Genomic DNA, 25533 nt, shown 5'->3' on the forward strand with positions numbered 1-25533 from the left:
GCGAGTTCCTTTAATTCCCGAATTTCCAAGGCTGTCAGGTCGCCAAAATCGGTCGTGCCGCGAGCCTTTTTGTTACTTTTGCGGCGAGGCAAAAGTAAGCCCCGCTGGCAGGCGACGAATCAAAATCAAGGCCTGCGGCAGCGCAGCTGCCGAAAGAAGCAAAATGAGCGAAGCTCATTTTTATCAGGCTTCGAGAGTGAGATTGGTTCAGGGAAAAACATAAATTTCTTAAAGAAAAAAGGATCGTCTTACAACAATCCCTAGCCCGGATGACGGCAACTAGCCTTTTGCAGAAAAAACCGAATTTTTCTAAGTTTAAAACAGCGACCGCCGGAAGCTCGTTTTAAACCCTAGAAAAACCGGTTTTTACAAAAAAGCTAGTGCCAGTCAGCCGGAAAAAGCTCCAAAAAAAACAAAACCCAAACCCCGCGACTTTTACCAAAATTTTAGGAGCGCCAGCAATGTTAAAATGTTAAATTGCCCTCGCTAATTCAACCACAACTATGGATAAAATTCAGATACTTTGGGTAGACGACGAGATCGACATGCTCAAACCCCACATTCTTTTTCTGGAGAAAAAAAACTACGAGGTCACTACCAGAAACAACGGTCCGGACGCGATCGACGTGTTCGACGAAAAGAATTTCGACATCGTGTTCCTGGACGAGAACATGCCCGGAATGAACGGCCTTGAGGTGCTTGCCGAGATCAAGGAGAAAAAAGCATCGGTGCCTGTGGTGATGATCACGAAATCGGAGGAAGAATATATCATGGAAGAAGCGATCGGCTCCAAGATTGCCGATTATCTGATCAAACCTGTGAACCCAAACCAAATCCTGTTGTCGCTCAAGAAAAATCTCGACAATTCGCGTCTGGTTTCTGAAAAGACGACACTCGATTACCAAAAGGAATTCCGCAAGATCGCTATGGAAATGGCTATGGTGAATTCGTGGGAAGAATGGATAGACGTGTACAAAAAGCTTATTTTCTGGGAACTTGAACTCGAGAACATCGAAGACCAGAGCATGGTCGAAATCCTCGAATCGCAAATGACCGAGGCCAATTCGCAGTTCGGGAAATTCATCGAACGCAATTATGAGGATTGGTTCGAACCCAAAGCCGACAAGCCTGTGACTTCGAACGCTTTGTTCAGGGAATTGGTCGTTCCCGAACTCAAGAAAAAAGACCGTCCGATACTTTTCGTGGTCATCGACAATTTGCGTTACGACCAATGGAAATCTTTCGAGGCTGTCGTTTCCAACCATTACAAACTCGAGAAAGAACAGGCCTACTACTCTATTTTGCCGACTGCGACGCAATATGCGAGAAACGCAATTTTTTCGGGACTGCTTCCGACGGAAATGGAAAAACAGTTTCCGCAATATTGGAAGAACGACATTGACGAAGGCGGGAAAAACCTGTACGAAGCCGAGTTTTTGACAGCTCAATTGAAACGCCTCGGACTCAACATCAAACAAGACTATTTCAAGATCACGAACCTTGCCGGCGGAAAAAAACTGTCAGAAACGTTCAAGTCGTATAAAGACAATGATCTGGTGACGGTCGTTTACAATTTCATCGACATGTTGTCTCACGCCAAGACCGAAATGGATGTCGTCAAAGAATTGGCATCTGACGACAAGGCTTACCGCTCGCTTACTTTGAGTTGGTTCAAGAACTCGCCTTTGCTAGAGATTATCCAGCAGGCGCAATCTCTTGGTTTCAAACTCATTATTACGACCGACCACGGCACGATCAACGTCAAAAATCCGTCGAAAGTGATCGGAGACAAAAACACGAGCCTGAACTTGCGTTACAAGACCGGGAGAAGTTTGTCTTATGAGGAAAAAGAGGTTTTCGCGGTGAAGGATCCGAGGAAAATCGGGTTGCCGCAGATCAATATGAGCTCGTCGTTCATCTTTGCCAAAAACGACGATTTTCTCGCTTACGTCAACAATTACAACCATTACGTGAGTTATTACCGCAACACGTACCAGCACGGCGGAATTTCGCTGGAGGAAATGATCGTTCCGTTTTTGGTGTTCAATCCGAAGTAATTCAATTGAGATGATTTTTGAATTTGATCTAGACGGAATCCACCTGGCCGCACGTGCCATCCTGGATTCCGAACCCAAAAAGACCCTGCTTTTCTACGGGGAAATGGGCGCCGGAAAAACCACGCTGATAAAGGAAATCGCACGCGCTTTGGGCGTTGAAGGCGCAACGAGCAGTCCGACTTTTTCGCTTGTCAACGAATACAGCATCAATCCGCACGAGAAGTTGTTCCACTTTGATATGTATCGGATAAAAAACGAGTCCGAAGCTTATGATATGGGAATGGACGAATATCTTTACTCGGGAAGTTGGTGTCTTATCGAATGGCCGGAGATGATTCCGAACCTGATTCCCGAAGAACATTCTAAAGTTAGTATCTCGATTTTGGACGATGGACGACGTCGTTTGGAGTTTGGGAATTTTCAGTAACTGCTTTGCGGAAGAAGTGGCAGTTCGCAGTAGCAGTGGCAGTAGCAGAAGCAGTAGCAGTTCGCAGCAGCAGTGGCAGTGGCAGTAGTAATGGCAGAATGTCCTAACCGGAAATTGCTTCGCCAAAGAAACGGCTTTCATAAAGTCCATATGTAGTTCGGCCATTATAAAGTCTCGTTTTCGGCACAACACTACTACTGCTACTACTACTGCTACTGCTACTGCTACTGCTACTGCTACTGCTACTGCTACTGCAACTGCTACTGCTACTGCAACTGCTACTGCTACTGCAACTGCTACTGCAACTGCAACTTCAACTTCAACTGCCACTGACATCCAACCACCGTTTCCACTATTTTTAAAAAACGCGCTAGGCGTTTCGAACATTTTGCATAATTTAGGCAAGCAAATTCCAGAACCATGGCACTGACGCCTTTTACCAAGCAACAACTGTTACCGCAGGAAGAAACACTTGAGGTCACGCCTCAAAAAAGCGACCTCTTTATCGGTATCCCGAAAGAAACTTCTTATCAGGAAAGACGTATTTGTCTTACGCCCGACGCCGTAAGTTCGCTTGTTTCGCACGGACATCGCGTCATGATTGAATCCGGAGCCGGAATTGCCGCGAGCTATTGCGACAAGGAATACAGCGATGCCGGAGCCGAAATCACAGCCGATACCAAAAAGGTTTTCGGTTGCCCGATTTTGCTCAAGGTCGAGCCTTTGACGATGAAGGAAATCGAAATGGTGAATCCATCGACGATCGTCATTTCGGCCATCCAACTCAAAACCCGGAAAAAGGAATATTTCGAAGCTTTGGCCAAGAAAAAGGTCACGGGTTTGGCATTTGAATATATCAAGGACGAGGACGGATCGTATCCGGCAGTAAAAACCTTGAGCGAAATCGCGGGAACAGCCTCGATCTTGATTGCTTCCGAACTCATGATAAACAACGACTTCGGAAAAGGATTGCTCTTCGGAAACATCACTGGAGTCGCTCCGACAGAAGTCGTGATCCTTGGCGCCGGAACCGTGGGTGAATTCGCCGCGCGTTCCGCTTTGGGGCTCGGTGCGAGCATCAAGGTTTTCGACAATTCGATCACCAAATTGCGTCGTTTGCAGCAAAATCTCGGAAATCGTATTTTCACTTCGACGATACAACCCAAAAGCCTACTCAAAGCGTTAAGGCGTTGCGACGTCGCCATTGGAGCGATGCGAGGAAAAGACCGATGTCCGGTCGTCGTGAGCGAAACCATGGTCGAGCACATGAAACGCGGCGCTGTCGTGGTCGATGTTTCTATCGATATGGGCGGTTGTTTTGAAACGTCAGAAGTCACGACGCACGAAAAACCGACGTTCATCAAACACAATGTCGTCCATTATTGCGTTCCGAACATTCCCTCGCGTTATTCGAAATCGGCATCGCTTTCCATCAGCAACATCATTTCTCCTTATTTGCTGCAAATTGCTGAAAACGGCGGAATCGAACCCGCAATCCGTATGGACAAAGGCCTGAGAAACGGCGTTTACCTGTATCACGGGATTTTGACCAACAAGACAATCAGTGAGTGGTTCAATCTTCCCGATAACGACATCAACCTAATCGTTTTTTAAATCCGCGAAAGCGTTCCCAAATCAACAATTAGCTTTATTTTTGCGGGCAAAATCAAACAAATGAAATTCTACGCCCGTTTCGCCTACTACATTTTCGGATTCGCCATCGGCATCTTTTTCGTGTCCATGATCTGGAGCCAGAAAGGCACGAGCTGCAACTATTTCCCGAATGCCCGCGTGCTGAACGACATCCGTCAGAAACCTTTCTACTACTCGCCCGCGGCAGATAGCGCAATCGCAAAAGGCGTGATTTCCAAAGACGAGATCAAGATGATCCTAACCAACGGCGATGTCGATTTTTCCCAAAGCAACAAGAACACAAATGGCGGAAAACTATACATAATCGAAGGCGAGACGGCCAAAAACCAGGCCGTGGTTCTAGAAGTCGTCAATCAGACAGACAAGGCAACTTTGCGTTCGGTCAAAGCGGTTTCAGACAAATAATTTTTGGACGTGCCGGCGGCTGGCCCGAAAGTGACTTTACCGTCAAAAAAAAATCTCCATTCCAAAACTATAATCCAGAAGCCGCCGTCGGGCTGCAGGCACTCGCTTTTTGCCTTTCCTTTTGGGATTAGGTTGAGCATTCGGCTGGGCAAAAGAGCTCAAACAAAGCCAGCATCCCTCACGCGACTTCTATCCCGAAAAATTGACTCAAGGAATCATAAAATCGTGTTTGCGTATTAAGATTTCTTAACAGTTCCATTTCGTACTTTTGCGCAAATTCCAACCATGCCACGCCGCGTCGAAAACGATCTTCCGAAAGCCAAGATCACCACTTCATCACTTCAGAGAGGTTTACAGATATTCAGATATTCGGGCCAACATCGTTGGAAATTCTACCTCGGACTCGTTTTTCTGGTCTTGACTGGCGCGACAGCTCTCGCCTTTCCTACTTTGTTGGGACAATTGGTCGATTGCGCCAAAGCCGGAAATCTGGCCGAAGCCAATACGATTGCGTTAGGTTTGGTCGGGATTTTGTTCTGCCAGGCCTTTTTCTCGTTTTTCAGACTTTCGCTTTTCGTGAATTTCACCGAACACACACTTGGAAACCTGCGTCTGGCGCTTTACTCGAACCTTATCAAGTTGCCGATGACGTTCTTTTCGCAAAAACGCGTCGGGGAATTGAACAGCAGATTGAGTGCCGACACTTCCCAAATCTACGACACGCTAACCACGACAATCGCCGAATTCCTGCGTCAGTTTATCCTGATCATCGGAGGAATCATATTACTTGCCGTGATGAGCATCAAACTCACCGCGATGATGTTGGCGATCGTTCCGCTTGTGGCCGTTGCCGCGGTCATTTTTGGGCGATTCATCCGAAAGTATTCCAAGAAAACACAAGACACTGTGGCCGAAAGCCAGGTGATCGTCGAGGAAACGCTGCAAGGCATCAGCAATGTGAAAGCGTTCGCAAACGAATGGTACGAAACGGCGCGCTACACCACAAAGATCAAGGAAATCATCGACCTCGGAATCAAAGGCGGCCAATATCGCGGCTACTTCGCGTCTTTCATCATTTTCTGTCTTTTCGGATCGATCGTCGCCGTGGTCTGGTTTGGCGTGACTTTGATAATCGACAGACAGATGGAAATTGGCGAATTGATATCGTTCGTACTTTATTCGATCTTCGTCGGAGCCTCTTTTGGTGGGATCGCCGAATTGTACGCCCAAATCCAGAAAGCCATCGGAGCGACCGAAAGGGTTTTCGAACTTTTGGACGAAACGCCCGAAGAAATCAGGTTCGTTCCCCAAAGCGACATCCCGAAAATAAAAGGAGAAGTCGCATTCAACCACGTGGCTTTCAGTTATCCGTCGCGCAAGGAAATCCAGGTTTTGAAAGACGTGAATTTCAAAGCTGACTTCGGACAGAAAATTGCGCTCGTCGGGCCAAGTGGCGTCGGAAAATCCACGATTGCGTCTTTGTTGCTTCGGTTTTACGACATCGAAGGCGGACAAATCCTCATCGACGGAAAAGACATTTCCCAATACGACCTCGAAACCTTGAGAGGAAACATGAGCATCGTGCCTCAAGACGTGATCCTGTTTGGCGGAACGATTCGCGAAAACATCGCCTACGGAAAACCCGAAGCCAGCGAAGAAGAGATCGAAACCGCTGCCAAACGCGCCAATGCGTACGATTTCGTGATCGGTTTTCCGGAGAAATTCGAGACGATTGTGGGCGAACGTGGCATCAAACTTTCGGGCGGACAAAGACAACGCATCGCCATCGCGAGAGCTTTACTCAAAAATCCGGCAATCCTAATTTTGGACGAAGCTACTTCCTCACTCGATTCCGAAAGCGAAAAACTGGTTCAGGAAGCTTTGGAAATATTGATGGAAGGCCGCACGAGCATCATCATCGCCCACCGTTTGTCAACAATCAGGACGGCCGATAAAATTTTGGTCATCGACAAAGGCGAAATCATCGAACAAGGCACTCACGTTGAACTCATGTCGGTTGAGAATGGACTTTATCGCAGTTTGAGTACGCTGCAGTTTAGTTAATGCAGTTGCAGTAGCAGTTGCAGTAGCAGTTGCAGTAGCAGTTGCAGTAGCAGTTGCAGTGTTGATGCCCAGATTCGAGAAATCAGTGTTATCCGTGCAATCCGTGTTCCTACTCGCTTGCAAAAAACAGAACGCGGATCTTGGCAGATTTTCTCAGATTTTCGCGGATTTTACCTTTTCTGAATTGACCATCTGACGCAAGAGATTAGTATCATCCGTTACATCCGTGCAATCCGTGTTCCCATTCGTTGCGCAAAAAATGGAACGCGGATTTTGGCAGATTTCTCAGATTTTCGCGGATTTTATCTTTTCGAATTGATGGCCTATACAAAAGATTGAAGTCATTAGTATTGAGCGTTCAATCAGCGTTCCAGAAATATCGAAGCACATCGGCAAACGCATCAGGAAACAAGACCCGAAAAACAGCAGCATAAAAAAATCCGTCCCAAACCTGAGACGGATCTAATTTATGATAGGAATTCGGCATAATCCGCATCTGCATCTGCATCTGCAACTGCAACTGCTACTGCTACTGCTACTGCAACTGCCAAAAAATTGCTACTTCAAACTATTAATCCCATACCCAATCTTCTTCCGACGGAAAATATCGCGCAAGATCGAATACTTGCCGTCGCAACCTGAAAGCAGGCTCATTTTGTTGAACCAGTCCACGTCCGGGCGAATTACGAATCGGTTGCACTCGAAAGCGACTTCGATGTAAGCCACGACCTTGTTCGACGCGTCGAGAAACATCACCGCGTTTCTTGGCGTGTAACATTTAGTCGTCTGCATATTGAATTCTTTCGATTCGGGTTTTGTGCGGTAGTTGAAAAACCATCGGCTCAATGAATCTTTTTCCGAAGACGTGAGTTCGGCGACTTCAAGCGCCGCGAATTTCTTGACGCGTCCGCCCAAAATGTTCGAAACGTCGAATTCCCTGACGACTTTCATGTGCATTTTCGAGGCGACCGAAGCGCTGTCTTCGGCGGTAATGACCTCGCCTTTCTCGTCCACGATCGGTTTATCGGAGTAAGCCGTCGAGAAAAACGAAATAAGCACAATTTTCCTGGCAGATGAAAACGGTGGCATCGCACGGCGCTTGTCGGCAGACAGCGTTCCGTACCAACCGCAGGCTTTGTCCTGGGCAAAACCAGAAATGACGACGAGCAGCAAAAGTGCCGCGAAACAGTTTTTCATCATATTCCGGCTACGGCCTTGATTTCGTCAATGATTCGAAGCGCCAATTCGTCGGCGGCTTGTTGGGTTTTGGCTTCGGTGTAGATCCGGATGATCGGTTCGGTGTTCGATTTTCTCAAATGCACCCAATTTTCGGCGAAGTCGATCTTCACGCCGTCGATCGTCGAGATTTTTTCCGATTTGTATTTATCGGACATTCCAACCAAAATCGCATCGACATCCAAAGTCGGTGTCAATTCGATCTTGTTTTTGCTCATATAATATTCCGGATACGAAGCGCGCAATTCCGAAACCTTCATATTCTTGTTGGCCAGATGCGTCAAAAACAAAGCGACGCCAACCAGACTGTCGCGTCCGTAGTGCGATTCCGGATAGATGATTCCTCCGTTTCCTTCGCCTCCGATCACGGCCATGTTCTTTTTCATAAGTTCGACCACATTCACTTCACCGACGGCGCTTGCCTCGTATGAACCTGAGTGTTTTGCGGCGATGTCGGCCAAGGCGCGAGATGACGACATGTTCGAAACCGCACTTCCCGGTGTTTTGCTAAGTACATAATCTGCGACAGCTACCAAAGTGTATTCCTCTCCGAACATTTCACCGTCTTCCGAGATGAACGCCAAACGGTCAACATCGGGATCGACCACAATTCCCAAATCGGCTTTCTCTTCTACGACCAACTTGCAGATGTCGCCCAAATGTTCCTTCAAAGGTTCCGGATTGTGCGGAAAATGTCCGTTCGGTTCGCAGTATAATTTGACGGTTTCCACTCCGAGCTGCTCGAGCAATTTCGGGATGATCACGCCGCCGGACGAATTGACTCCGTCGACGACGACCTTGAATTTCGCGGCGCGGATCGCGTCGGCATCGACCAAAGCCAATTCCAGGACCTCGTCGATGTGAATGTCCATATAAGCGTCGTTGGCGATGATTTCACCAAGTGAGTCGACATCGGCGAAATCGAAAGCTTCGGCTTCTGCAATATCGAGGATTTTCGCACCTTCGGCTCCGCTTAGGAATTCGCCTTTCTCGTTGAGAAGCTTGAGCGCGTTCCATTGTTTCGGGTTGTGGGAAGCCGTAAGGATGATGCCGCCATCGGCCTTTTCGAGCGGAACGGCAATTTCTACCGTAGGCGTTGTGGAAAGTCCCAAATCGATCACGTCAATTCCGAGGCCGACCAATGTATTTACCACGAGGTTATGGATCATTGGACCGGAAATCCTCGCATCGCGGCCTATCACGACTGTCAGTTTTTCTTTTTTGCTGTAATTCCTGAGCCACGTTCCGTAAGCCGAAGCAAATTTTACGGCGTCTACCGGAGTGAGATTGTCGCCGGTTTTTCCTCCGATCGTTCCGCGGATGCCTGAAATCGATTTTATAAGTGTCACTTGTCTGGTTTTAATGATTAGCGCGCAAATATACTGTTTTGCCTTGTTCCGTCTTGACCTTGAGCCCATTTGTACGCCACTATTTTTATTTTGGATACAAATTTTGCATGGGTTATAAACCGTAACATTATCGCACATTAATAATGCTATTTTGTAGTCCAAATACTATTAACTATATCGTTACATGTATTTCATCGATTAAAATATACACTTAATCGGAATATTTGTGCCGAAAAATTTTGCCGGATTGGAAGGAATTCCTAGATTCGCCAAAAATGTAGGAAGCACACGCCACAAAGTGCTTTGCATTTCCAAGAAAAATTACATGGGAAAACGCGCTCGAAAATGGCTTGTCACAAGCTGGCTTTTGCTGGTTTTGACTTGCGTTTGCTGGATTTTTTGGAGTACCGAGCTGGTTTATGCCAAACCGACTCCGATTCCATCCGATTACCGCGAAGTGTCGGCCGGAAGTGCGATCGACGTTTCCCAAACTTTCGACAGATCATCGGGCAAACCGATATTGATCCACTTTTTCAACCCCGATTGTCCTTGCTCCAAATTCAACATCAAACACGTCAAGTCATTGGTTTCCAAATACAAGGATAGCTTTGATTTTGCGATTGTCGTGCTTTCGGAAAAAGGCAAATACGACGCATCTGACATCAATGACAAATTCGGCCTTGACCTACAAATTTCATTCGACGAGGACATCGCCAAAAAATGTGGTGTGATTTCGACGCCTCAAGCAGTCATTCTCGATGCCGAAAGCCGATTGTTCTTCAAAGGCAATTACAACAAGGCGCGCTATTGCACCGATGCCAAAAGCGATTACGCGAGAATGGCCATCGATTCCCTGCTCAAGCACAAAACCGATCCCAAATTCAATCCTTTGGCGCACGTAGCTTATGGCTGCGCTTTGCCTTCGGACAAAACCTGCCGTAAAAACTGACGCATGACCGACATCACCGCACCTTCGGAAAAAGAAATCGCGCACGCTACGGGATTCGAGGACGAGATCAAATTGAAATCGGATAGGCTCATCAATTACTTTTTGCCCGCATTTTTCGCGACCGGACTTTTGCTTGCGCCGGTCTACGACACCTGGAATGTGGCCTTGGGCATTGGGATTCCGCTTTTGTCGGCTTATTACATCTCAAAACTCCTGTTGCCCGATTCTAATTTGTACCAATATGTTTTGGGATCGGTTCTGGGACTTTTCATGGCGCAGTTCATCTATCAGATGCACGGCATGTTCGAGATGCACTTTTTCGCTTTCATAGGAAGCGCGATCCTGATCACTTACCAGAACTGGAAACTCCAGATTACGATCGCGACGGTCGTGATCGCTCACCACGCGATTTTCGGTTATCTGCAATATTCGGGAATGGACGCCATCTATTTTTCCCAACTCGATTTCATGGACATCGAGACTTTCGCCGTGCACGGTTTTCTGGCCTCGGTGATCTTCGTACTTTGCGGCGCCTGGTCTTACGACATGAGCAAATATGCAAATCGCCATATCAAACTCACGTACGAACTCGGGAAACTCCAGAAAAACGAGGAACAGAACAAGCTTTTGCGCAAGACGAACCTCGAACTCGACAAATTCGCTTATAGCGTTTCACACGATCTGCGCGCGCCTTTACTGTCGATGCAAGGCATTGTCGAGCTGACTTCACTTTCGACCGAAGAAGAACTCACGAGAAAACACATGGAAATGCTCATGGAAAGCGTGGGCAAACTCGATACTTTCATTTCGGATATCCACCATTACAGCCGAAATGCGCGAATGGCCATGAAACTCGAGCCGATCGATTTCGAGGATTTGCTCTCGGGCGTAAACCAGCAATTGGCTTACATGAACGGCACGCGTCCGGTTGACATCCAGGTTACCGTCGACAGTTCACACAAATTCGTATCGGACAAATATCGCGTCCAAATGGTGATGAACAACCTGGTCTCGAACGCCATCCGCTACCAAAACATCGAGAACGAGAATCCTTTCGTGAAAGTATTGGTTTCGATGTCGCCCGAAAATGCCACGATTACCGTCAAAGACAACGGCATCGGCATCAACGACGAGAATTACCACAAGATTTTCGATATGTTCTACCGCGTTTCGGACCAATCGAAAGGTTCCGGCCTCGGGCTTTACATCGTGAAGGAAACCGTCGACGTGCTCCAAGGTTCGATAAGCCTCGAATCTGAAGTGGGAACCGGAACCACATTCGTCATAAAATTGCCCAACAACGCTGCCTCATAAAAACGCAAAACAAAAACCTACGACATGACAAAATCACAAGACAGACCTTACGAGCTGGTACTATCGGTAGATGACAACGCCATTGACCGCTACATTTGCTCGACGATCGTCAAAAAGTTCAACTTCGCCAAACGCGTGCTCGAGTTCGACATGGCGACCAAGGCGCTCGATTACCTGAAGGAAAATGCCCACATTCCCGAGAACATTCCGCAAATCATCTTTCTCGACATCAACATGCCGGGCATGAACGGATTCGAATTCCTGGAAGAAGCCTCGAAACTGTCGAACGTGATCAAGAATACGTGCTGTATCGTGATGCTGACGTCGTCGTTGAATCCCGACGATCGCGATCGCGCCTCCAGAAGTACGATCGTCAAGGATTACATCAACAAACCTTTGAGCCAAAGCAAACTGGACGAGGTCGAGGAGATTTTCAACAGCCAGTTCAACGGTTGCGGAGAAGTCGCCTAAAACCAATATTTTGCCAAAAACTTCACCGGATGCCAAAAGTGTCCGGTTTTTTTGCGGCTGTATTTGCGTACTTCTTCCTCCGGCACATTCACCACTTTTCCTTACATTTAACGAATGAACTTTCTCGCCCACATCTATCTTTCGGAAAACGACGACCTGATAAAAATAGGTAATTTCATGGCCGACGGCGTGCGCGGACGCGATTACGAAACCATGCATCCGCAAATCCAGAAGGGCATTCTGCTGCATCGGTTCATCGACACTTACACTGACAATCATCCGGTTTTCAGGCAAAGTACCAAGCGGCTTCACGAGCGCTATCACCATTATGCCGGCGTTATCGTCGATGTGGTTTACGATCATTTCCTGGCCAAGAACTGGAAGAAATATTCCGATGAGAATCTAGCCGATTTCATTGACCGATTTTACGATTCGCTCACGACTTACCACGAACTGCTGAACGAGAAAACGCAAAAAATGGCGCCTTACATGATTCGGTCGAACTGGCTTTTCAACTACCAATTCAAGGACGGCATCGCCAGAATTTTATATCAGATGGACCAACGGACGCGCAACAACTCCAAAATGCAGTTCGCCATTGAGGAACTCAACGAATTCTACGAAGATTTCGAGCGCGAATTCACCGAATTTTTCGAGGATTTGAGAAAGAACGCAAAAGAAAAACTACTTTCGCTATGATCCGGTTTTTTTTGCAATTCCGTCTGCAACTACTTTTGCTACTGTTACTTTCACTATTTCCCCAATACGCATCCTCCCAAAAAGCAATGGTCGTTTCGGCCAAGAAAGAAGCCTCGGACATCGGTTTGCAAGTCATGAAAAACGGCGGGAACGCGTTCGATGCGATGATCGCGACACAACTCGCGCTGACTGTCGCCTATCCTTACGCAGGAAATATCTCGGGCGGCGGCTTCATGGTTTACAGAAAAGCGAATGGCGAAACCGGAACGCTCGATTTCCGCGAGGTCGCACCAAAAGCTTCGAACAAGGACATGTTTTTGGATTCCGATGGTAATGTGATCGCCGGAAAAAGTACCGAAACCGCGTTCTCGGTTGGCGTGCCCGGGTCGTTGGCCGCGATTTTCGACGTGCATGAAAAGTTCGGGAAAACCCCGATGGAAAAACTTATCGCGCCTTCGATCGCCTTGGCCGAAAAAGGGATCGTGCTTACCCAAAAAGACATCGACCAGATCGAGGCCAACCAAAAAGACATCATCCGTTTGAACGGAAACCAAACGATTTACGCCCAAAGCTACAAAGTTGGGGACGTGATCAAATTTCCGGCGCTGGCCGAGACTTTGAGACGTATCTCGAAAAATGGACGGGACGAATGCTACAAAGGCGAAACGGCCCAAAAACTCATCGGATACATCTCAAAAAAAGGCGGCATCATGACACTTGAAGATTTGTCGGATTACAAGACCGTCTGGAGAGAACCGATCGCTTTCCGGTACAAGAATCTCAACATCATCACGATGCGTCCGCCTAGCAGCGGTGGAATTTGCCTTGCCCAGATCTTTAGATCGATCGAGGATTACGACCTAAAAAAACTTGGTCACAATTCCGAAAAATACATCCAGCTTTTGACCGAAGCCGAACGCCGATCTTATGCCGATCGCAACCATTTCCTGGGCGATCCGGATTTCGTCAAGATTCCTGTTGCTGAATTACTTGACAAAAAATATCTGAAGCGTCGCATGAATTCGTTCAACTTCGAAAAAGCGACGTCATCGACCGACGTTTCCCACGGCGAGATCGCATTTTCAGAAAGTGATGAAACGACGCATTTCTCGATCGTGGACCAATTCGGGAACGCGGTTTCGGTGACGACGACGCTAAACGGCGCTTTCGGATCGAAACTGTATTGCGACGAGCTCGGTTTTTTCCTCAACAACGAAATGGACGATTTTTCGGCAAAACCCGGCGTCGCGAATTATTTCGGCTTGACCGGAAGCAAAGCCAACGCAATCGCGCCGGGAAAACGCATGTTGAGCTCGATGACGCCGACAATTATTGAAAAGGACGGGAAATTATTTCTCGTTTTGGGAACGCCCGGTGGTTCGACGATCATCACCTCGGTTTTGCAAACGATCCTGAACGTGCACGAATTTGGAATGGATATGCAACAAGCCGTGGACGCGAAACGGTTGCATCATCAGTGGCTTCCGGACGTGATCATTGCCGAACCGGGCGCCTTGTCTGACGAAAAAACCAAAAATCTCGAAGCGAAAGGCTACAAAGTCGATGCGAAGTTCTGGCCGATCATCGGGAAAGTCGACGCGATTCTCGTCAGGAAAGACAAATCGCTCGAAGCCGGGGCTGATAAACGCGGTGACGACGCGGCTTCCGGCTTCTGAACAACAAATCAAACCAACCAAAAATCAGATAAAAATGAAAAGAGTTACAGGAATCGGCGGGTTATTTTTCAAGGCCAAAGACCCGAAAGCGATCAACGAATGGTACAAGACGCACTTGGGATTCGACACGACCGATTACGGCACGAGTTTCGTTTCCAAAGACGAAGATTCGGATAAAAAAGCGATTACACAATGGGCGCCGTTTGCCGAAAACACTAAGTATTTCGAGCCGTCCGAGAAAGATTTCATGTTCAACTATCGCGTCGAAAATCTCGAGGCCTTGGTGGAAGAACTCAAAAAAGAAGGCGTTGCGATATTGGACGAGATCGCCACTTACGACTACGGAAAATTCGTGCACATCCTCGATCTGGAAGGCAACAAGGTCGAATTGTGGGAACCGATGGGCGAATAATTCGTGTCAGGCACGGATTTTTTCCGCATTTGGATGAATGCCGCAAACACTTGTAGCGAACCGCTCGATAACGTATCTTAGCGAACCTATTTTTGAACGATGCCGGCGCGACAAGTTTCTTCCATAATCTTATTTTTCAGAAAAATCTCGAGACAGTTCGAACGACTGTTTTTCGTGGCCAAGACGCTTTTGTCCGAAAGGCATTTCATCTATTTGGCCTGCATCGTCGTGGCTTTGACGTGCGCGATGGCCGTTATCATCCTCAAAAGTTTCGCACACAACGTTTTCGTTTTCGCGACTTATGTGAACAATTACGTCAAATTGCCTTACATCAACTCGATTTTTCCCATCATCGGAATCGTGCTTACGGTTTTCGTGATCCGGAATTTCCTTGGCGGAAGTCTCGAAAAAGGCAGTTCGCGCATTCTGTATGCCATAGCCAAGAAAGGCGGAATCATGCCGAGAAAACAGATGTACGCGCAAATCGTAACGTCTTCCCTGACTGTCGGACTCGGCGGATCGGCCGGACTCGAAAGCCCGATCACGATTACCGGAGCGGCCATAGGATCGAACTTCGCCCAAAAATACAGATTGTCCCAAAAAGACCGTTTGCTGCTTTTGGCCTGTGGTGTTGCGGCCGGAATCGGTGCGGCTTTCAACGCGCCAATCGCCGGAGTTTTGTTCGCCATCGAAGTCGTTTTGACCGACGTGACGATCTCAGCTTTCGTGCCGATCATCATTTCGGCTGCGACCGGCGCACTTGTCTCGACGATTTTGCTCAACGAGGAAGTTTTGCTGTCGTTCAAACAGATGAACACTTTCGATTACCACAACATTCCGTTCTATGTGCTGCTCGGAATTTTGGCCGGATTCACTTCGTTATATCACGCAAAAGCCTTCCAGCGCGTCGAGCATTATTTCGCGGGAATGAAAAACAAGGCTTACAAACGCGCTTTTTTCGGGGCGACAATTTTGGGAATCCTGATCTTCTTTTTCCCACAGCTTTTTGGAGAAGGATACGAAAGCATCAAAACGCTTTCAAACGACAATCCGAAAGTTCTTTTGGACAACACTTTGCTCGAAAGATTCCGCAACAGCGATTGGATTTTGCTGATTTTCATTGGCGTGACGATGTTTCTCAAAGCCTTCGCAACAGGACTCACTTTGGGCAGCGGCGGAAACGGTGGCAACTTCGCTCCTTCCCTATTCGTGGGCTCTTACCTTGGATTTTTCGTTTCGAAATTCGTGAATCTGACGGGATTCATGAACCATCAGCTTCCGGTGGGGAATTTCACGATTGTGGGAATGGCGGGCATCTTGGCCGGATTGTTCCATGCGCCGCTTACCGCGATCTTCCTTATCGGGGAAATTACCGGCGGTTATGGTTTGATGGTTCCGCTGATGATAGTTTCCTCGATAAGTTACGCCGTGGCGACATCTTTCGAGAAGCACTCGATGGACGTGAAATCGCTGGCCGACAAAGACGAGGTTTTCACGTCTGACAAAGACAAAAACATCTTGCTGAGCATCGACATCCTCAAACTTGTCCAACACGACGCGAAGTGGCTCAAGCCCGAAGATTCCATGGAAACTTTGGTCGGATTTCTATCGGAAACCAAACAGGAGATTTTTCCGGTGATCGACGATAAGTTCAACCTTGTCGGAATCGTTTGCCTGGACGAGATCCGACCGATGATCTTCAATTCGTATCGCGTCAAATTCACCAAGCTGCCAGAAATCATCCAGCCTGCAACCGAAGTGATCTCGCTCGAGGAAGGAATCGCCAATGCCGTGCACAAGTTCGAAAGTTCGGGTATCAAGACTTTGCCTGTTATCAAGAACGGCAAGTATTTCGGGATTTTATCCGAAGTCAACGTACTTGAGGCTTATCGCGAACAACTCAAACAGATGGTGATCGAATGACGATGCCAAATCCTTACATCACGATGCCATTTGGAATTGCGATAATCGTGGGCATGAATTTGCTCGGGCATTATCTGCCGCCCATTTCTTTATTCACGACTCCTTTTTATCTGACCTTGATTGTCGTTTTCCTAAACAAAGACCTTTTTGTGTGGAATTTCCACATCGCCACCATTTTCGCTTTCTTGCTGTTGCTTTTTAACGATCTCTCGCTTAGACTTTACGCAGGCGGAAGCCACGACCTGGAAGGAAAAGGTCTGTGTTCGGCGATGAGCGGCATGTCTTTTCTGATAATCTGTATCGCTATTTTCATTAAGTCATTTCAGGGCAAAAAGCCGAAAATTGTGCTGCTTCGCCTTTTCACGCTGGCTATCGCCGCGGTTTCAGCCTTCATTCTTTACGCGTTTTTTCGGACGGTCTCTAACTGCTCGCTTTAACAGAATCTTGTAGAACGTCCACCTGAAAATCAGCGCCAAAATCGTACTTTTGCAGCTTCATTTCCGCGAAGAATCATATGCAGAAGACAGACGAGACGATCGAAGTGCTAGGCGCACGCGTACACAACCTCAAAAACATAGACGTCAGTATTCCCAGAGAACAGCTCGTGGTCATCACGGGATTGTCGGGATCTGGAAAATCCTCACTGGCTTTCGACACGATTTATGCCGAAGGACAACGTCGTTACATAGAGACTTTTTCGGCTTACGCCAGACAATTTTTGGGCGGACTCGAACGTCCTGACGTCGACAAGATCGACGGGCTTTCTCCCGTAATTGCCATTGAACAAAAGACAACCAGCCGAAGCCCGCGTTCCACAGTTGGTACGATTACCGAGATTTACGACTTCCTGCGCCTTTTGTACGCTCGTGGTTCGGAAGCTTATTCGTACAACACGGGCGAAAAAATGGTGAGTTATTCGGATGATCAGATCAAGGATTTGATCAAACGCGATTTCGACGGCAAACGCATTAACATTTTGGCACCGGTAATCCGCGCGCGAAAAGGTCATTACGCCGAATTGTTCCAACAGATCGCCAAACAAGGATTTCTGCGCGTTCGCGTGAACGGAGAAGTCGTTGAGATCACGCCCGGCATGAAACTCGACCGCTACAAAACCCACGATATAGAAATCGTCATCGACCGCATGGCAATCGACGATTCTGAAGAAACCGACAAAAGATTGACCGAAAGCATCAAGACCGCGATGTATCACGGTGAAGATGTTTTGATGGTCATGGATCACGAGTCCGGCGATGCGCGTTTTTTCAGCCGGACTTTGATGGATCCGACAACGGGAATTTCTTATCCGAATCCGGAACCGAACCTGTTCTCGTTCAACTCTCCCAAAGGCGCTTGTCCGCATTGCAAAGGACTCGGAACGGTCAATGAAATCAACATCAAGAAAATAATCCCGAATCCGAAACTTTCCATCAAACAAGGCGGTTTTGCTCCGCTTGGCGAATACAAGGCGAGTTGGATCTTCAAGCAACTGGAAACCATCGGCGAAAAATTCGGGTTCAAGATGACCGATGCCATCGACAAAATCTCGTCCGAAGCGATGGACGTGATCCTGAACGGCGGAAAGGAAAAATTCGAGGTCAAATCGAAATCGGCGGGCGTTACCAAAGAATATAAAATCGACTTTGAAGGCATTTCGAACTTTATCAAAAACCAGTTCGAGGAAACCGAATCGACTTCGATAAAACGTTGGGCGAAAGAGTTCATGGACGAGGTGAAATGTCCGGTTTGCGAGGGAACGCGACTCAAAAAAGAGGCGCTTTACTTCCGTGTAAACGAAAAAAACATTGCCGAACTTTCAAACATGGACATTTCCGACCTCACGAAATGGTTTGATGGAATCGAGCACAAACTATCCGAAAAACAGAAAATCATCGCCGTCGAGATCATCAAGGAAATTCGCGACAGGTTGCACTTTTTGGTCAACGTCGGATTGGAATACCTGAGCTTGAGTCGCGGTTCACGGACACTTTCCGGAGGCGAGGCACAACGCATCCGGCTGGCGACACAAATCGGTTCACAACTCGTGGGCGTACTTTACATTCTGGACGAACCGAGCATCGGATTGCACCAGCGCGACAACGAAAAACTGATCCACTCGCTCGAGTCTTTGCGCGACATCGGCAACTCGATTATCGTCGTCGAACACGACAAGGACATGATCGAACGTGCCGATTACGTGATTGACATCGGGCCGAAAGCCGGAAAATACGGTGGTGAGATCATTTCTGCGGGAACGCCGAAACAGATGCTGGCCGAACACACGCTGACCGCTCAATACATGAACGGCGAAAAATCGATCGCAATCCCGAAAAAGAGACGCGAAGGCAACGGAAACGCGATGAAACTCAAAGGCGCGACCGGAAACAATCTCAAGAATGTCTCGATCGATCTTCCGCTTGGAAAACTGATTGTCGTCACAGGCGTTTCGGGCAGCGGAAAATCGACTTTGATAAACGAGACTTTGTATCCGATTTTGAACGCGCATTATTTCAACGGCGTCAAGAAACCGCAGCCTTACAAATCAATCGAAGGTCTGGAACATATAGACAAGGTCATTGACATCGACCAAAGTCCAATCGGACGGACGCCGAGATCGAATCCCGCTACTTATACCGACGTTTTTTCGGAGATACGGAATTTGTTCACGATGACCTCGGAAGCACAGATTCGCGGTTACAAGGCTGGACGTTTTTCGTTCAACGTAAAAGGCGGACGCTGTGAGACTTGTGAAGGTTCAGGTGTACGAACGATTGAGATGAATTTCCTTCCGGATGTTTATGTGGAATGCGAGACTTGCCAGGGAAAGCGCTTCAATCGCGAGACGTTGGAAATCCGGTACAAAGGAAAATCCGTTTCGGACGTCTTGAACATGACCGTTGACGAAGCCGTGGATTTCTTCGAGAATATTCCAAAAATCTACAGAAAAGTAAAGACGATCCAGGACGTCGGACTTGGATATATCACACTTGGCCAACAATCGACGACGCTTTCCGGTGGTGAAGCGCAAAGGATCAAACTGGCCACGGAATTGTCCAAAAAAGATACGGGAAATACGTTCTACATTATGGACGAACCCACGACTGGTCTGCATTTCGAGGACATTCGCGTATTGATGGAAGTCATTACCAAACTCGTCGACAAAGGCAATTCGGTATTGATCATCGAGCACAATATGGATGTCATAAAGCTTGCCGATCACATCATCGATATTGGTCCGGAAGGCGGTCAAGGCGGCGGAACTGTCGTGGCTACCGGCACTCCGGAGCAGGTTTCTAAGGTTAAAAAGAGTCATACTGCTCGGTTTTTGGCGAAGGAACTTAGGTGAAAAGTTAAAACTCAAATTCCATCCCGATAGCTATCGGGACCAAATTCCACTGCCGAAGGGTTCGAAAAAATCCCAAAATCCCGATCCTACAAAATCACCCTGTCACCGTTTAAAACAGTGACAGGGTTTATAACCCTGACAGGGTGTACCTTTTTTTGTAGGAATTCCACGCAAACGTTCCGATAATCCTACAAATAGAAAAATACCGGATCCGAAAAACAAATACAGTGAATCGCAAGCTGCAAGACCTACACAACGAACTGATTTCCAAAGGTTGCAATCTGTTTTTTATTGACGGAATCGGCGGTCCGATCGACAGCGATGTCGAGCATCTGGGATTTTTCGATCCGAATTGGGAAGTTTATTACAGCGAGCGCGGTCAAAAAGGAAAAGTGTTTTTGTCTACTCCCGACATTTCAGAGGCGATCGCTTTCTATCGGAAGCATATTCTTTCTATCGAGCATTGGCATTTGATCGCTTTCACGCGCTCAGCCGATGTCTTGGAAAAATATCGCTTCGGTTTGGAGAAAGTCAGGATCAAAACGATACAGAATGACCTTCCCGATTATAGCCAAAGAAACGATCGGATTTACCGACTTTTTGTGGTGAACAAATCGATTTTCGAGGCTCTGCGGTTATTTCCCGAAGTTCCATTTTTCGACGAAAATCTCACGCATTTCGGGACTTATTAGGCCACACGCCAGTTGACCAAAGTGTCGCGAGAATCAAAACGGGTTGAAAAAATAATCTCGCGAGGCGTAAATTGTCCGAATTGAGTCCGAAGGCATCATATCTGTTCAAATACTGGGCAATATTTCCCGGAAAGACGAGTACGAAGAAAATGGCGAGCGCGCCTCCTATCTCGCGTCTGTATTTGGCCCAAAAAATCAGCGAAAGCCCGAAAGCGACCTCGACGATTCCCGACAAAATCACGACCAAATCCTTGTCCATCGGAACCCAATTTGGCACTTGCGCCTGGAATTCGATCCTTGCAAAAGTCAAATGTCCGGTTCCGGCGATGACCATTGCAAAACCGATTATGTTTTTTGTCCAAAGTTGAAATTTGGTGTAAGTCGTGTCCATAAATTGAGAATTTACCCTAAGATAACCAATGCATCGCGATTCGTTGTTACAGGATTTTTGAAAGTTTGTCGACCATTGCCGAAAATGGATTACTTTAGCCGGGTTTGCTTTGGAGTGCCTGAAAGACGGAGTGACTGAGCTGCCTGAAATACCGAATTCAGCAAGGAAAATAGTTCCAGTAAATAAATATAAAAGATAACAAATACAATTTCGAATGTACCTCGATCTGCCTTAAAATTCAGGCATTCAGGAACTTCGAACTTAAAAACAGAGAAATGCGTTTAGAAGATTTTGAGAACGAGGACGATCGCATCATAAGCGACAGATTGAAACAAAAAACTTGGAGCGAGATCCGCTCGAACGATTCATGGGCGATTTTCAAGATCATGGCCGAATTCGTGAACGGATACGAAAGCATGGGAAGGATTGGGCCTTGCGTGTCGATTTTCGGATCGGCGAGAACCAAACCGGATCACGAATTCTACACCTTGACCGAACAGATCGCGTTCAAGATTTCGAAAGCGGGCTATGGCGTGATCACAGGCGGCGGGCCGGGAATCATGGAAGCCGGAAACAAAGGCGCGCATTTGGGCGGCGGAACTTCGGTCGGATTGAACATTGAATTGCCGTTCGAGCAGCACTTTAACCCTTACATTGACCACGACAAAAACCTCAATTTCGATTACTTTTTCGTCAGAAAAGTCATGTTCGTCAAGTATTCACAAGGATTTGTGGTCATGCCTGGCGGATTTGGGACTTTGGACGAAATGTTCGAAGCGATCACCTTGATCCAAACCAAAAAAATCGCCAAATTCCCGATCATATTGGTGGGACGCGATTTCTGGGGCGGACTTTGGACTTGGGTAAAAGACGTCCTGGTCGAAAAATACGCGAACGTTTCACCCGCCGATCTTGACTTGGTAAAGATCGTGGACACCGCCGACGAAGTGGTCGCGGTCTTGGACAATTTCTACAAAAAATACACGCTCAGCCCTAACTTTTAAGCTTGAGCCGCAAACAATTTGGCCACGAATTCACGAATGCGCTTTATTCGTGAATTCGTGGCTTTATTTATTGGCGACGCTCATTTGGATTTGTCCGATAAAGACTTCGGGATTCCAAACCTCAAAGGTTTATCCGAAATAAAATCGGCCGCAAGCGATGTGAGGAAATCCGGAAAGTAATGCCAAGTCACCTCGTTGTTTGTCCCAAACCACGGCTTATCATCCGCAACTTATTTAATTTCTGCTTAAACTTCCGAGGCCATTGCGCAACCAAACACGGCAATATGTATCTTTCCCGAACGTTATAACTTCAATTGCTATCAAAGAATTGCCTCCTATTTCTCGTTTGCGGATTTTGATTTTCACGTTGGTCGGATTGCCGGTTTGGGTATTCGGCCAGCATCACTCGCGTGTTGTGGCGACACTCGATGACGAGAAAAAGGAAATCGTCGTCTATCAGGAACTCACGATTTACAATCAAACGTCTGACACTCTTACGACAATTGTCCTCAACGACTGGAACCACGCCTACTCCAACAAATCGACGCCATTGGCAAAAAGGTTTTCGGATGAATTCGTAAGGTCGTTCCATCTGGCAAAGACTTTCGACCGCGGCAGCACGCAAAATTTATCGATCGCGACTCTCGATAACCAGACATTACAGTTCTTCCGACCCGAAAAACATCCCGATCTGGTCGAGATCTATTTGCGCGAAAAATTGGCTCCGGGCGATAAAACCGTCGTCAAACTCAATTATGTCAGTAAAATCCCATCGAACAAATTCACGCGTTTTGGCTATTCGAACGACGGAAAATACTATCTCAAAGATTGGTTCCTGACGCCGGCGCGCTACGACAACCACGAATTTGTGCGCTATTCCAACGTCGGGATCGACGATATCGCCAACGGGATTTCCGATTATGAGATCGAGTTCAACGTCGCCAGGAAAGTCGAGATCGACAGCGATCTGGACGAGAGGAAATCGTTTGCCGACGCCAATTCAACCAAAAAAGAATTTTCGGGAAAAAACCGAAACAGCTTCAACCTGTATATTTCGCCTTTCCCGACCTTCCATCGCTTCAAGAACGAGATCGTCAGTATCGAAAATGGCATCGAAAGCAGCAAAGTCACAGACATCCAAAAGGCCGTGATCGTGGATCGCATCGTGCATTTCGTGAAAGATAATGTCGGAAGTTATCCGTTCGAAAAAATTACGGTTTCGGAAGCCGATTATGCCCGGAATCCTTTCTATGGACTCAATCAGTTGCCGAGTTTCATCAGTCCGTTTCCGGATCAATATTTGTATGAGATCAAATTCCTCAAGACGTATCTGCACAATTATCTCCAGACGAGTTTGAGGCTGGATCCGAGGCGCGACAACTGGATATACGACGGCATCCAGATTTACATGATGACCAAGTACATCGACGAAAACTATCCGAACGCCAAGATGATGGGCGTGATTTCCAACCTAAAACTGCTCAAAGGCTATCGGCTGATAAACCTCGATTTCAACGAACAATACAGCTATTTCTACATGTTGATGGCGCGCAAGAATCTCGATCAGCCCATCGGTTTTTCAAAAAACAAGCTCATCAAGTTCAACGAACAGATTGCCGGAAAATACCGCGCCGGACTGAGTTTTCGATACCTCGACAATTTTCTCGAGCGCGACGTGGTTCCGGGTACGATCAAGGAATTTTACGCGTTGGCCACGAAATACCAAACCGACGGAAAAGACTTCGAATTCCTGCTCAAGACAAAAGCGTATAAAAACATAGACTGGTTTCTCGAGACCGTGATCAATTCGCGCGACATCATTGACTACAAGTTTACCGATGTTGCGAAAACAAAAGATTCGGTGACAGTGAACCTGCACAACCGCACCGGAACAACCGTTCCGATTCCCGTTTACGGACTCAAGAAAGGCGAAGTCGTCTGGAAGCAATGGATCGAGAACGTGAGCCGCGACAGCACTTTTACGTTCGAAAGGAAAGAAGCCGACAAAATCGTCATCAACTACAAAAACGAGGTTCCGGAATACAACCTGCGCAACAACTGGAAGTCCTTGAGGGGCTTTTCGATCGGCAACCGACCGATCAAATTCAACTTCATGAAAGATCTCGAAGATCCCGATTACAACCAGATTCTGTACGTTCCGTCGATTTCGTACAACCTTTACGACGGGATTTCGCCCGGCTTGCGCTTCCACAACAAAACGATTCTCGACAAGCCTTTCACTTTTGACGTGAATCCGATTTATTCCCCAAAAACGAATTCTCTTACAGGAAGTTACGCCGTTGCAGTTAATCAAAACCTTCGCAATTCCGATCTTTACAACATTCGGTATTCGATCAGCGGCAATCATTTCCATTACGCACCCGAAGCTTCTTATCTGAAACTGAATCCGATGATCCGGATGAGCTTTCGCAACAACGACAACTTCCGCGACAACCGCAAGGAATCGCTCATGGCCAGAAACGTGATCGTGTATCGCGAACGCACAGATTTGGTGCTCGACGATCTGGACGAGAACGAGAATTATTCGGTTTTCAATCTCAGATACGCCAATTCGCGTCAGGAAGCGACGAACACGGTTTTCTTTTCGACCGATGTGCAACTCGCCAACAAATTCGGTAAAACGGCCGTGGAGTTCGAATACCGCAAGCTTTTCGAGAACAACAGGCAACTCAACCTGCGTTTTTACGGCGGAATGTTCCTGTACAACAAAACTTCTAATGACTTCTTCAGCTTTGCGCTCGACCGTCCTACCGATTACCTTTTCGACTACAACTATTACGGACGTTCCGAAAGCAGCGGTTTGTACAGCCAACAATTGATCATGTCCGAAGGCGGTTTCAAGTCGAAAATTACGCCAGCATTCGCCAACCAATGGATTTCGACCGTAAATGGAAGTTTCAATGTCTGGAATTGGATCGAGCTTTACGGCGACCTCGGATTCGTCAAAAATCATGGCTCAAACCCCAATTTTGTCTACGACAGCGGCGTTCGTCTGAATCTCGTAACCGATTATTTCGAACTTTACTTTCCGGTTTACTCGAATTTGGGCTGGGAAGTTTCGCAGCCGAACTACAACGAGAAAATCCGTTTTATCGTGACTTTGGATCCGAAAACTTTGATCAATTTGTTCACTCGGAAGTGGTTTTGAGTTGGATCAAGGATGATGGACGGAGAGATGACTTTTGATTTTCAGGATTGTCGCGGATTCTTGCTTTTTTGGATTTCATATTGCCGACGGAGGAAAATCAGCGCAGACGGTATCCGGCCTGATTTTACTGATCGCACTTATCACACTGATTTTTTTGGCAATTGGCATATCGCATTTTTTCTGAAATTCCTACAAAAAAGGAACACCCTGTCAGGGTTATAAACCCTGTCACTGTTTTAAACGGTGACAGGGTTCATTTTTAAGGAGAGATCGAAGTTTCTGATTGAAATTAGGAC

The 25533-nt window shown here is 47.2% G+C and carries 22 protein-coding genes; 19 read left to right on the plus strand and 3 right to left on the minus strand.

Annotated elements, in window-relative coordinates:
• The 6 genes from EOO49_RS14835 to EOO49_RS14860 all read left to right on the plus strand — a co-directional run.
• A partial coding sequence (locus EOO49_RS14835; RefSeq protein WP_290847069.1) for a hypothetical protein occupies positions 1–264 on the plus strand: 264 nt, incomplete at its 5' end.
• A 239-nt stretch (positions 265–503) separates the two neighbouring features.
• On the plus strand, positions 504–2057 hold the full coding sequence (locus EOO49_RS14840; protein ID WP_290847071.1) for a bifunctional response regulator/alkaline phosphatase family protein: 1554 nt from the start codon (positions 504–506) through the stop codon (positions 2055–2057).
• Between the two features lie 10 nt (positions 2058–2067).
• Positions 2068–2484 (plus strand): tRNA (adenosine(37)-N6)-threonylcarbamoyltransferase complex ATPase subunit type 1 TsaE, encoded by a 417-nt coding sequence (gene tsaE / locus EOO49_RS14845; RefSeq protein WP_290847073.1) that lies wholly within the window; start codon positions 2068–2070, stop codon positions 2482–2484.
• A gap of 420 nt (positions 2485–2904) precedes the next feature.
• Positions 2905–4098 carry an alanine dehydrogenase gene (locus tag EOO49_RS14850; RefSeq protein WP_290847075.1) on the plus strand — a complete coding sequence of 398 codons (1194 nt, stop codon included), beginning with the start codon at positions 2905–2907 and terminating at the stop codon, positions 4096–4098.
• A gap of 60 nt (positions 4099–4158) precedes the next feature.
• Positions 4159–4542 carry a DUF4258 domain-containing protein gene (locus EOO49_RS14855; RefSeq protein ID WP_290847077.1) on the plus strand — a complete coding sequence of 128 codons (384 nt, stop codon included), beginning with the start codon at positions 4159–4161 and terminating at the stop codon, positions 4540–4542.
• Between the two features lie 285 nt (positions 4543–4827).
• Positions 4828–6606 carry an ABC transporter transmembrane domain-containing protein gene (locus tag EOO49_RS14860; protein WP_290847079.1) on the plus strand — a complete coding sequence of 593 codons (1779 nt, stop codon included), beginning with the start codon at positions 4828–4830 and terminating at the stop codon, positions 6604–6606.
• 558 nt (positions 6607–7164) lie between these two features.
• Here EOO49_RS14860 and EOO49_RS14865 read toward each other — a convergent pair.
• Both EOO49_RS14865 and glmM read right to left on the minus strand, forming a co-directional pair.
• A complete protein-coding gene (locus tag EOO49_RS14865) occupies positions 7165–7803 on the minus strand; it encodes a hypothetical protein (protein WP_290847081.1) in 639 nt (212 codons plus the stop codon).
• Positions 7803–9191, minus strand: coding sequence for a phosphoglucosamine mutase (gene glmM / locus EOO49_RS14870; protein ID WP_290847083.1), 1389 nt, complete (start codon positions 9189–9191; stop codon positions 7803–7805). Before glmM ends, EOO49_RS14865 begins: the two co-directional genes overlap by 1 nt.
• A 226-nt stretch (positions 9192–9417) precedes the next feature.
• Here glmM and EOO49_RS14875 point away from each other — a divergent pair, with 226 nt between their 5' ends.
• From EOO49_RS14875 to EOO49_RS14920, 10 genes are all read left to right on the plus strand, one after another.
• Entirely contained in the window at positions 9418–10140 is a 723-nt protein-coding gene (locus tag EOO49_RS14875) for a thioredoxin fold domain-containing protein (protein ID WP_290847085.1), read from the plus strand.
• A gap of 3 nt (positions 10141–10143) precedes the next feature.
• Positions 10144–11454: a HAMP domain-containing sensor histidine kinase gene (locus tag EOO49_RS14880; protein WP_290847087.1), complete on the plus strand. Its 1311-nt coding sequence runs from the start codon at positions 10144–10146 to the stop codon at positions 11452–11454.
• A 24-nt stretch (positions 11455–11478) separates the two neighbouring features.
• On the plus strand, positions 11479–11925 hold the full coding sequence (locus EOO49_RS14885; protein ID WP_290847089.1) for a response regulator: 447 nt from the start codon (positions 11479–11481) through the stop codon (positions 11923–11925).
• 114 nt (positions 11926–12039) lie between these two features.
• Entirely contained in the window at positions 12040–12624 is a 585-nt protein-coding gene (locus EOO49_RS14890) for an acyl carrier protein phosphodiesterase (protein WP_290847091.1), read from the plus strand.
• The gene (gene ggt, locus EOO49_RS14895) at positions 12621–14300 is read left to right on the plus strand and encodes a gamma-glutamyltransferase (protein WP_290847093.1); all 1680 of its coding nucleotides are present in this window, start codon (positions 12621–12623) and stop codon (positions 14298–14300) included. The genes EOO49_RS14890 and ggt overlap by 4 nt, the downstream gene beginning before the upstream one ends.
• A 34-nt stretch (positions 14301–14334) precedes the next feature.
• Positions 14335–14712, plus strand: a complete 378-nt coding sequence (locus EOO49_RS14900; RefSeq protein ID WP_290847095.1) for a VOC family protein — start codon at positions 14335–14337, stop codon at positions 14710–14712.
• A 99-nt stretch (positions 14713–14811) separates the two neighbouring features.
• On the plus strand, positions 14812–16635 hold the full coding sequence (locus EOO49_RS14905) for a chloride channel protein (protein WP_290847097.1): 1824 nt from the start codon (positions 14812–14814) through the stop codon (positions 16633–16635).
• Positions 16632–17072: a hypothetical protein gene (locus tag EOO49_RS14910; protein WP_290847099.1), complete on the plus strand. Its 441-nt coding sequence runs from the start codon at positions 16632–16634 to the stop codon at positions 17070–17072. Before EOO49_RS14905 ends, EOO49_RS14910 begins: the two co-directional genes overlap by 4 nt.
• A gap of 77 nt (positions 17073–17149) precedes the next feature.
• Complete coding sequence (gene uvrA, locus EOO49_RS14915; protein WP_290847101.1) at positions 17150–19981, plus strand: excinuclease ABC subunit UvrA; 2832 nt, start codon at positions 17150–17152, stop codon at positions 19979–19981.
• Positions 19982–20208: 227 nt separating this feature from the next.
• On the plus strand, positions 20209–20673 hold the full coding sequence (locus tag EOO49_RS14920) for a hypothetical protein (RefSeq protein WP_290847103.1): 465 nt from the start codon (positions 20209–20211) through the stop codon (positions 20671–20673).
• Here EOO49_RS14920 and EOO49_RS14925 read toward each other — a convergent pair.
• Entirely contained in the window at positions 20651–21064 is a 414-nt protein-coding gene (locus EOO49_RS14925; RefSeq protein WP_290847105.1) for a hypothetical protein, read from the minus strand. The genes EOO49_RS14920 and EOO49_RS14925 overlap by 23 nt on opposite strands.
• 275 nt (positions 21065–21339) lie before the next feature.
• Here EOO49_RS14925 and EOO49_RS14930 point away from each other — a divergent pair, with 275 nt between their 5' ends.
• From EOO49_RS14930 to EOO49_RS14940, 3 genes are all read left to right on the plus strand, one after another.
• Positions 21340–22068, plus strand: a complete 729-nt coding sequence (locus EOO49_RS14930; RefSeq protein ID WP_290847107.1) for a TIGR00730 family Rossman fold protein — start codon at positions 21340–21342, stop codon at positions 22066–22068.
• A 36-nt stretch (positions 22069–22104) separates the two neighbouring features.
• Entirely contained in the window at positions 22105–22248 is a 144-nt protein-coding gene (locus tag EOO49_RS14935; RefSeq protein ID WP_290847109.1) for a hypothetical protein, read from the plus strand.
• Between the two features lie 148 nt (positions 22249–22396).
• On the plus strand, positions 22397–25237 hold the full coding sequence (locus EOO49_RS14940) for an aminopeptidase (protein WP_366927244.1): 2841 nt from the start codon (positions 22397–22399) through the stop codon (positions 25235–25237).
• The last annotated feature ends 296 nt before the right edge of the window (positions 25238–25533 follow it).

This window comes from Flavobacterium sp. (assembly GCF_004295795.1).
In the GTDB taxonomy this organism is placed as follows: Bacteria; Bacteroidota; Bacteroidia; order Flavobacteriales; family Flavobacteriaceae; genus Flavobacterium.

Excerpts from the sequence above, each read along its gene's own strand:
- EOO49_RS14840 (WP_290847071.1), top strand. The coding sequence starts at position 504 with ATGGATAAAATTCAGATACTTTGGGTAGACGACGAGATCGACATGCTC.
- tsaE (WP_290847073.1), top strand. The coding sequence starts at position 2,068 with ATGATTTTTGAATTTGATCTAGACGGAATCCACCTGGCCGCACGTGCC.
- EOO49_RS14850 (WP_290847075.1), top strand. The coding sequence starts at position 2,905 with ATGGCACTGACGCCTTTTACCAAGCAACAACTGTTACCGCAGGAAGAA.
- EOO49_RS14855 (WP_290847077.1), top strand. The coding sequence starts at position 4,159 with ATGAAATTCTACGCCCGTTTCGCCTACTACATTTTCGGATTCGCCATC.
- EOO49_RS14860 (WP_290847079.1), top strand. The coding sequence starts at position 4,828 with ATGCCACGCCGCGTCGAAAACGATCTTCCGAAAGCCAAGATCACCACT.
- EOO49_RS14865 (WP_290847081.1), bottom strand. The coding sequence starts at position 7,803 with ATGAAAAACTGTTTCGCGGCACTTTTGCTGCTCGTCGTCATTTCTGGT.
- EOO49_RS14880 (WP_290847087.1), top strand. The coding sequence starts at position 10,144 with ATGACCGACATCACCGCACCTTCGGAAAAAGAAATCGCGCACGCTACG.
- EOO49_RS14885 (WP_290847089.1), top strand. The coding sequence starts at position 11,479 with ATGACAAAATCACAAGACAGACCTTACGAGCTGGTACTATCGGTAGAT.
- EOO49_RS14890 (WP_290847091.1), top strand. The coding sequence starts at position 12,040 with ATGAACTTTCTCGCCCACATCTATCTTTCGGAAAACGACGACCTGATA.
- ggt (WP_290847093.1), top strand. The coding sequence starts at position 12,621 with ATGATCCGGTTTTTTTTGCAATTCCGTCTGCAACTACTTTTGCTACTG.
- EOO49_RS14900 (WP_290847095.1), top strand. The coding sequence starts at position 14,335 with ATGAAAAGAGTTACAGGAATCGGCGGGTTATTTTTCAAGGCCAAAGAC.
- EOO49_RS14905 (WP_290847097.1), top strand. The coding sequence starts at position 14,812 with ATGCCGGCGCGACAAGTTTCTTCCATAATCTTATTTTTCAGAAAAATC.
- EOO49_RS14910 (WP_290847099.1), top strand. The coding sequence starts at position 16,632 with ATGACGATGCCAAATCCTTACATCACGATGCCATTTGGAATTGCGATA.
- uvrA (WP_290847101.1), top strand. The coding sequence starts at position 17,150 with ATGCAGAAGACAGACGAGACGATCGAAGTGCTAGGCGCACGCGTACAC.
- EOO49_RS14925 (WP_290847105.1), bottom strand. The coding sequence starts at position 21,064 with ATGGACACGACTTACACCAAATTTCAACTTTGGACAAAAAACATAATC.
- EOO49_RS14930 (WP_290847107.1), top strand. The coding sequence starts at position 21,340 with ATGCGTTTAGAAGATTTTGAGAACGAGGACGATCGCATCATAAGCGAC.
- EOO49_RS14935 (WP_290847109.1), top strand. The coding sequence starts at position 22,105 with ATGCGCTTTATTCGTGAATTCGTGGCTTTATTTATTGGCGACGCTCAT.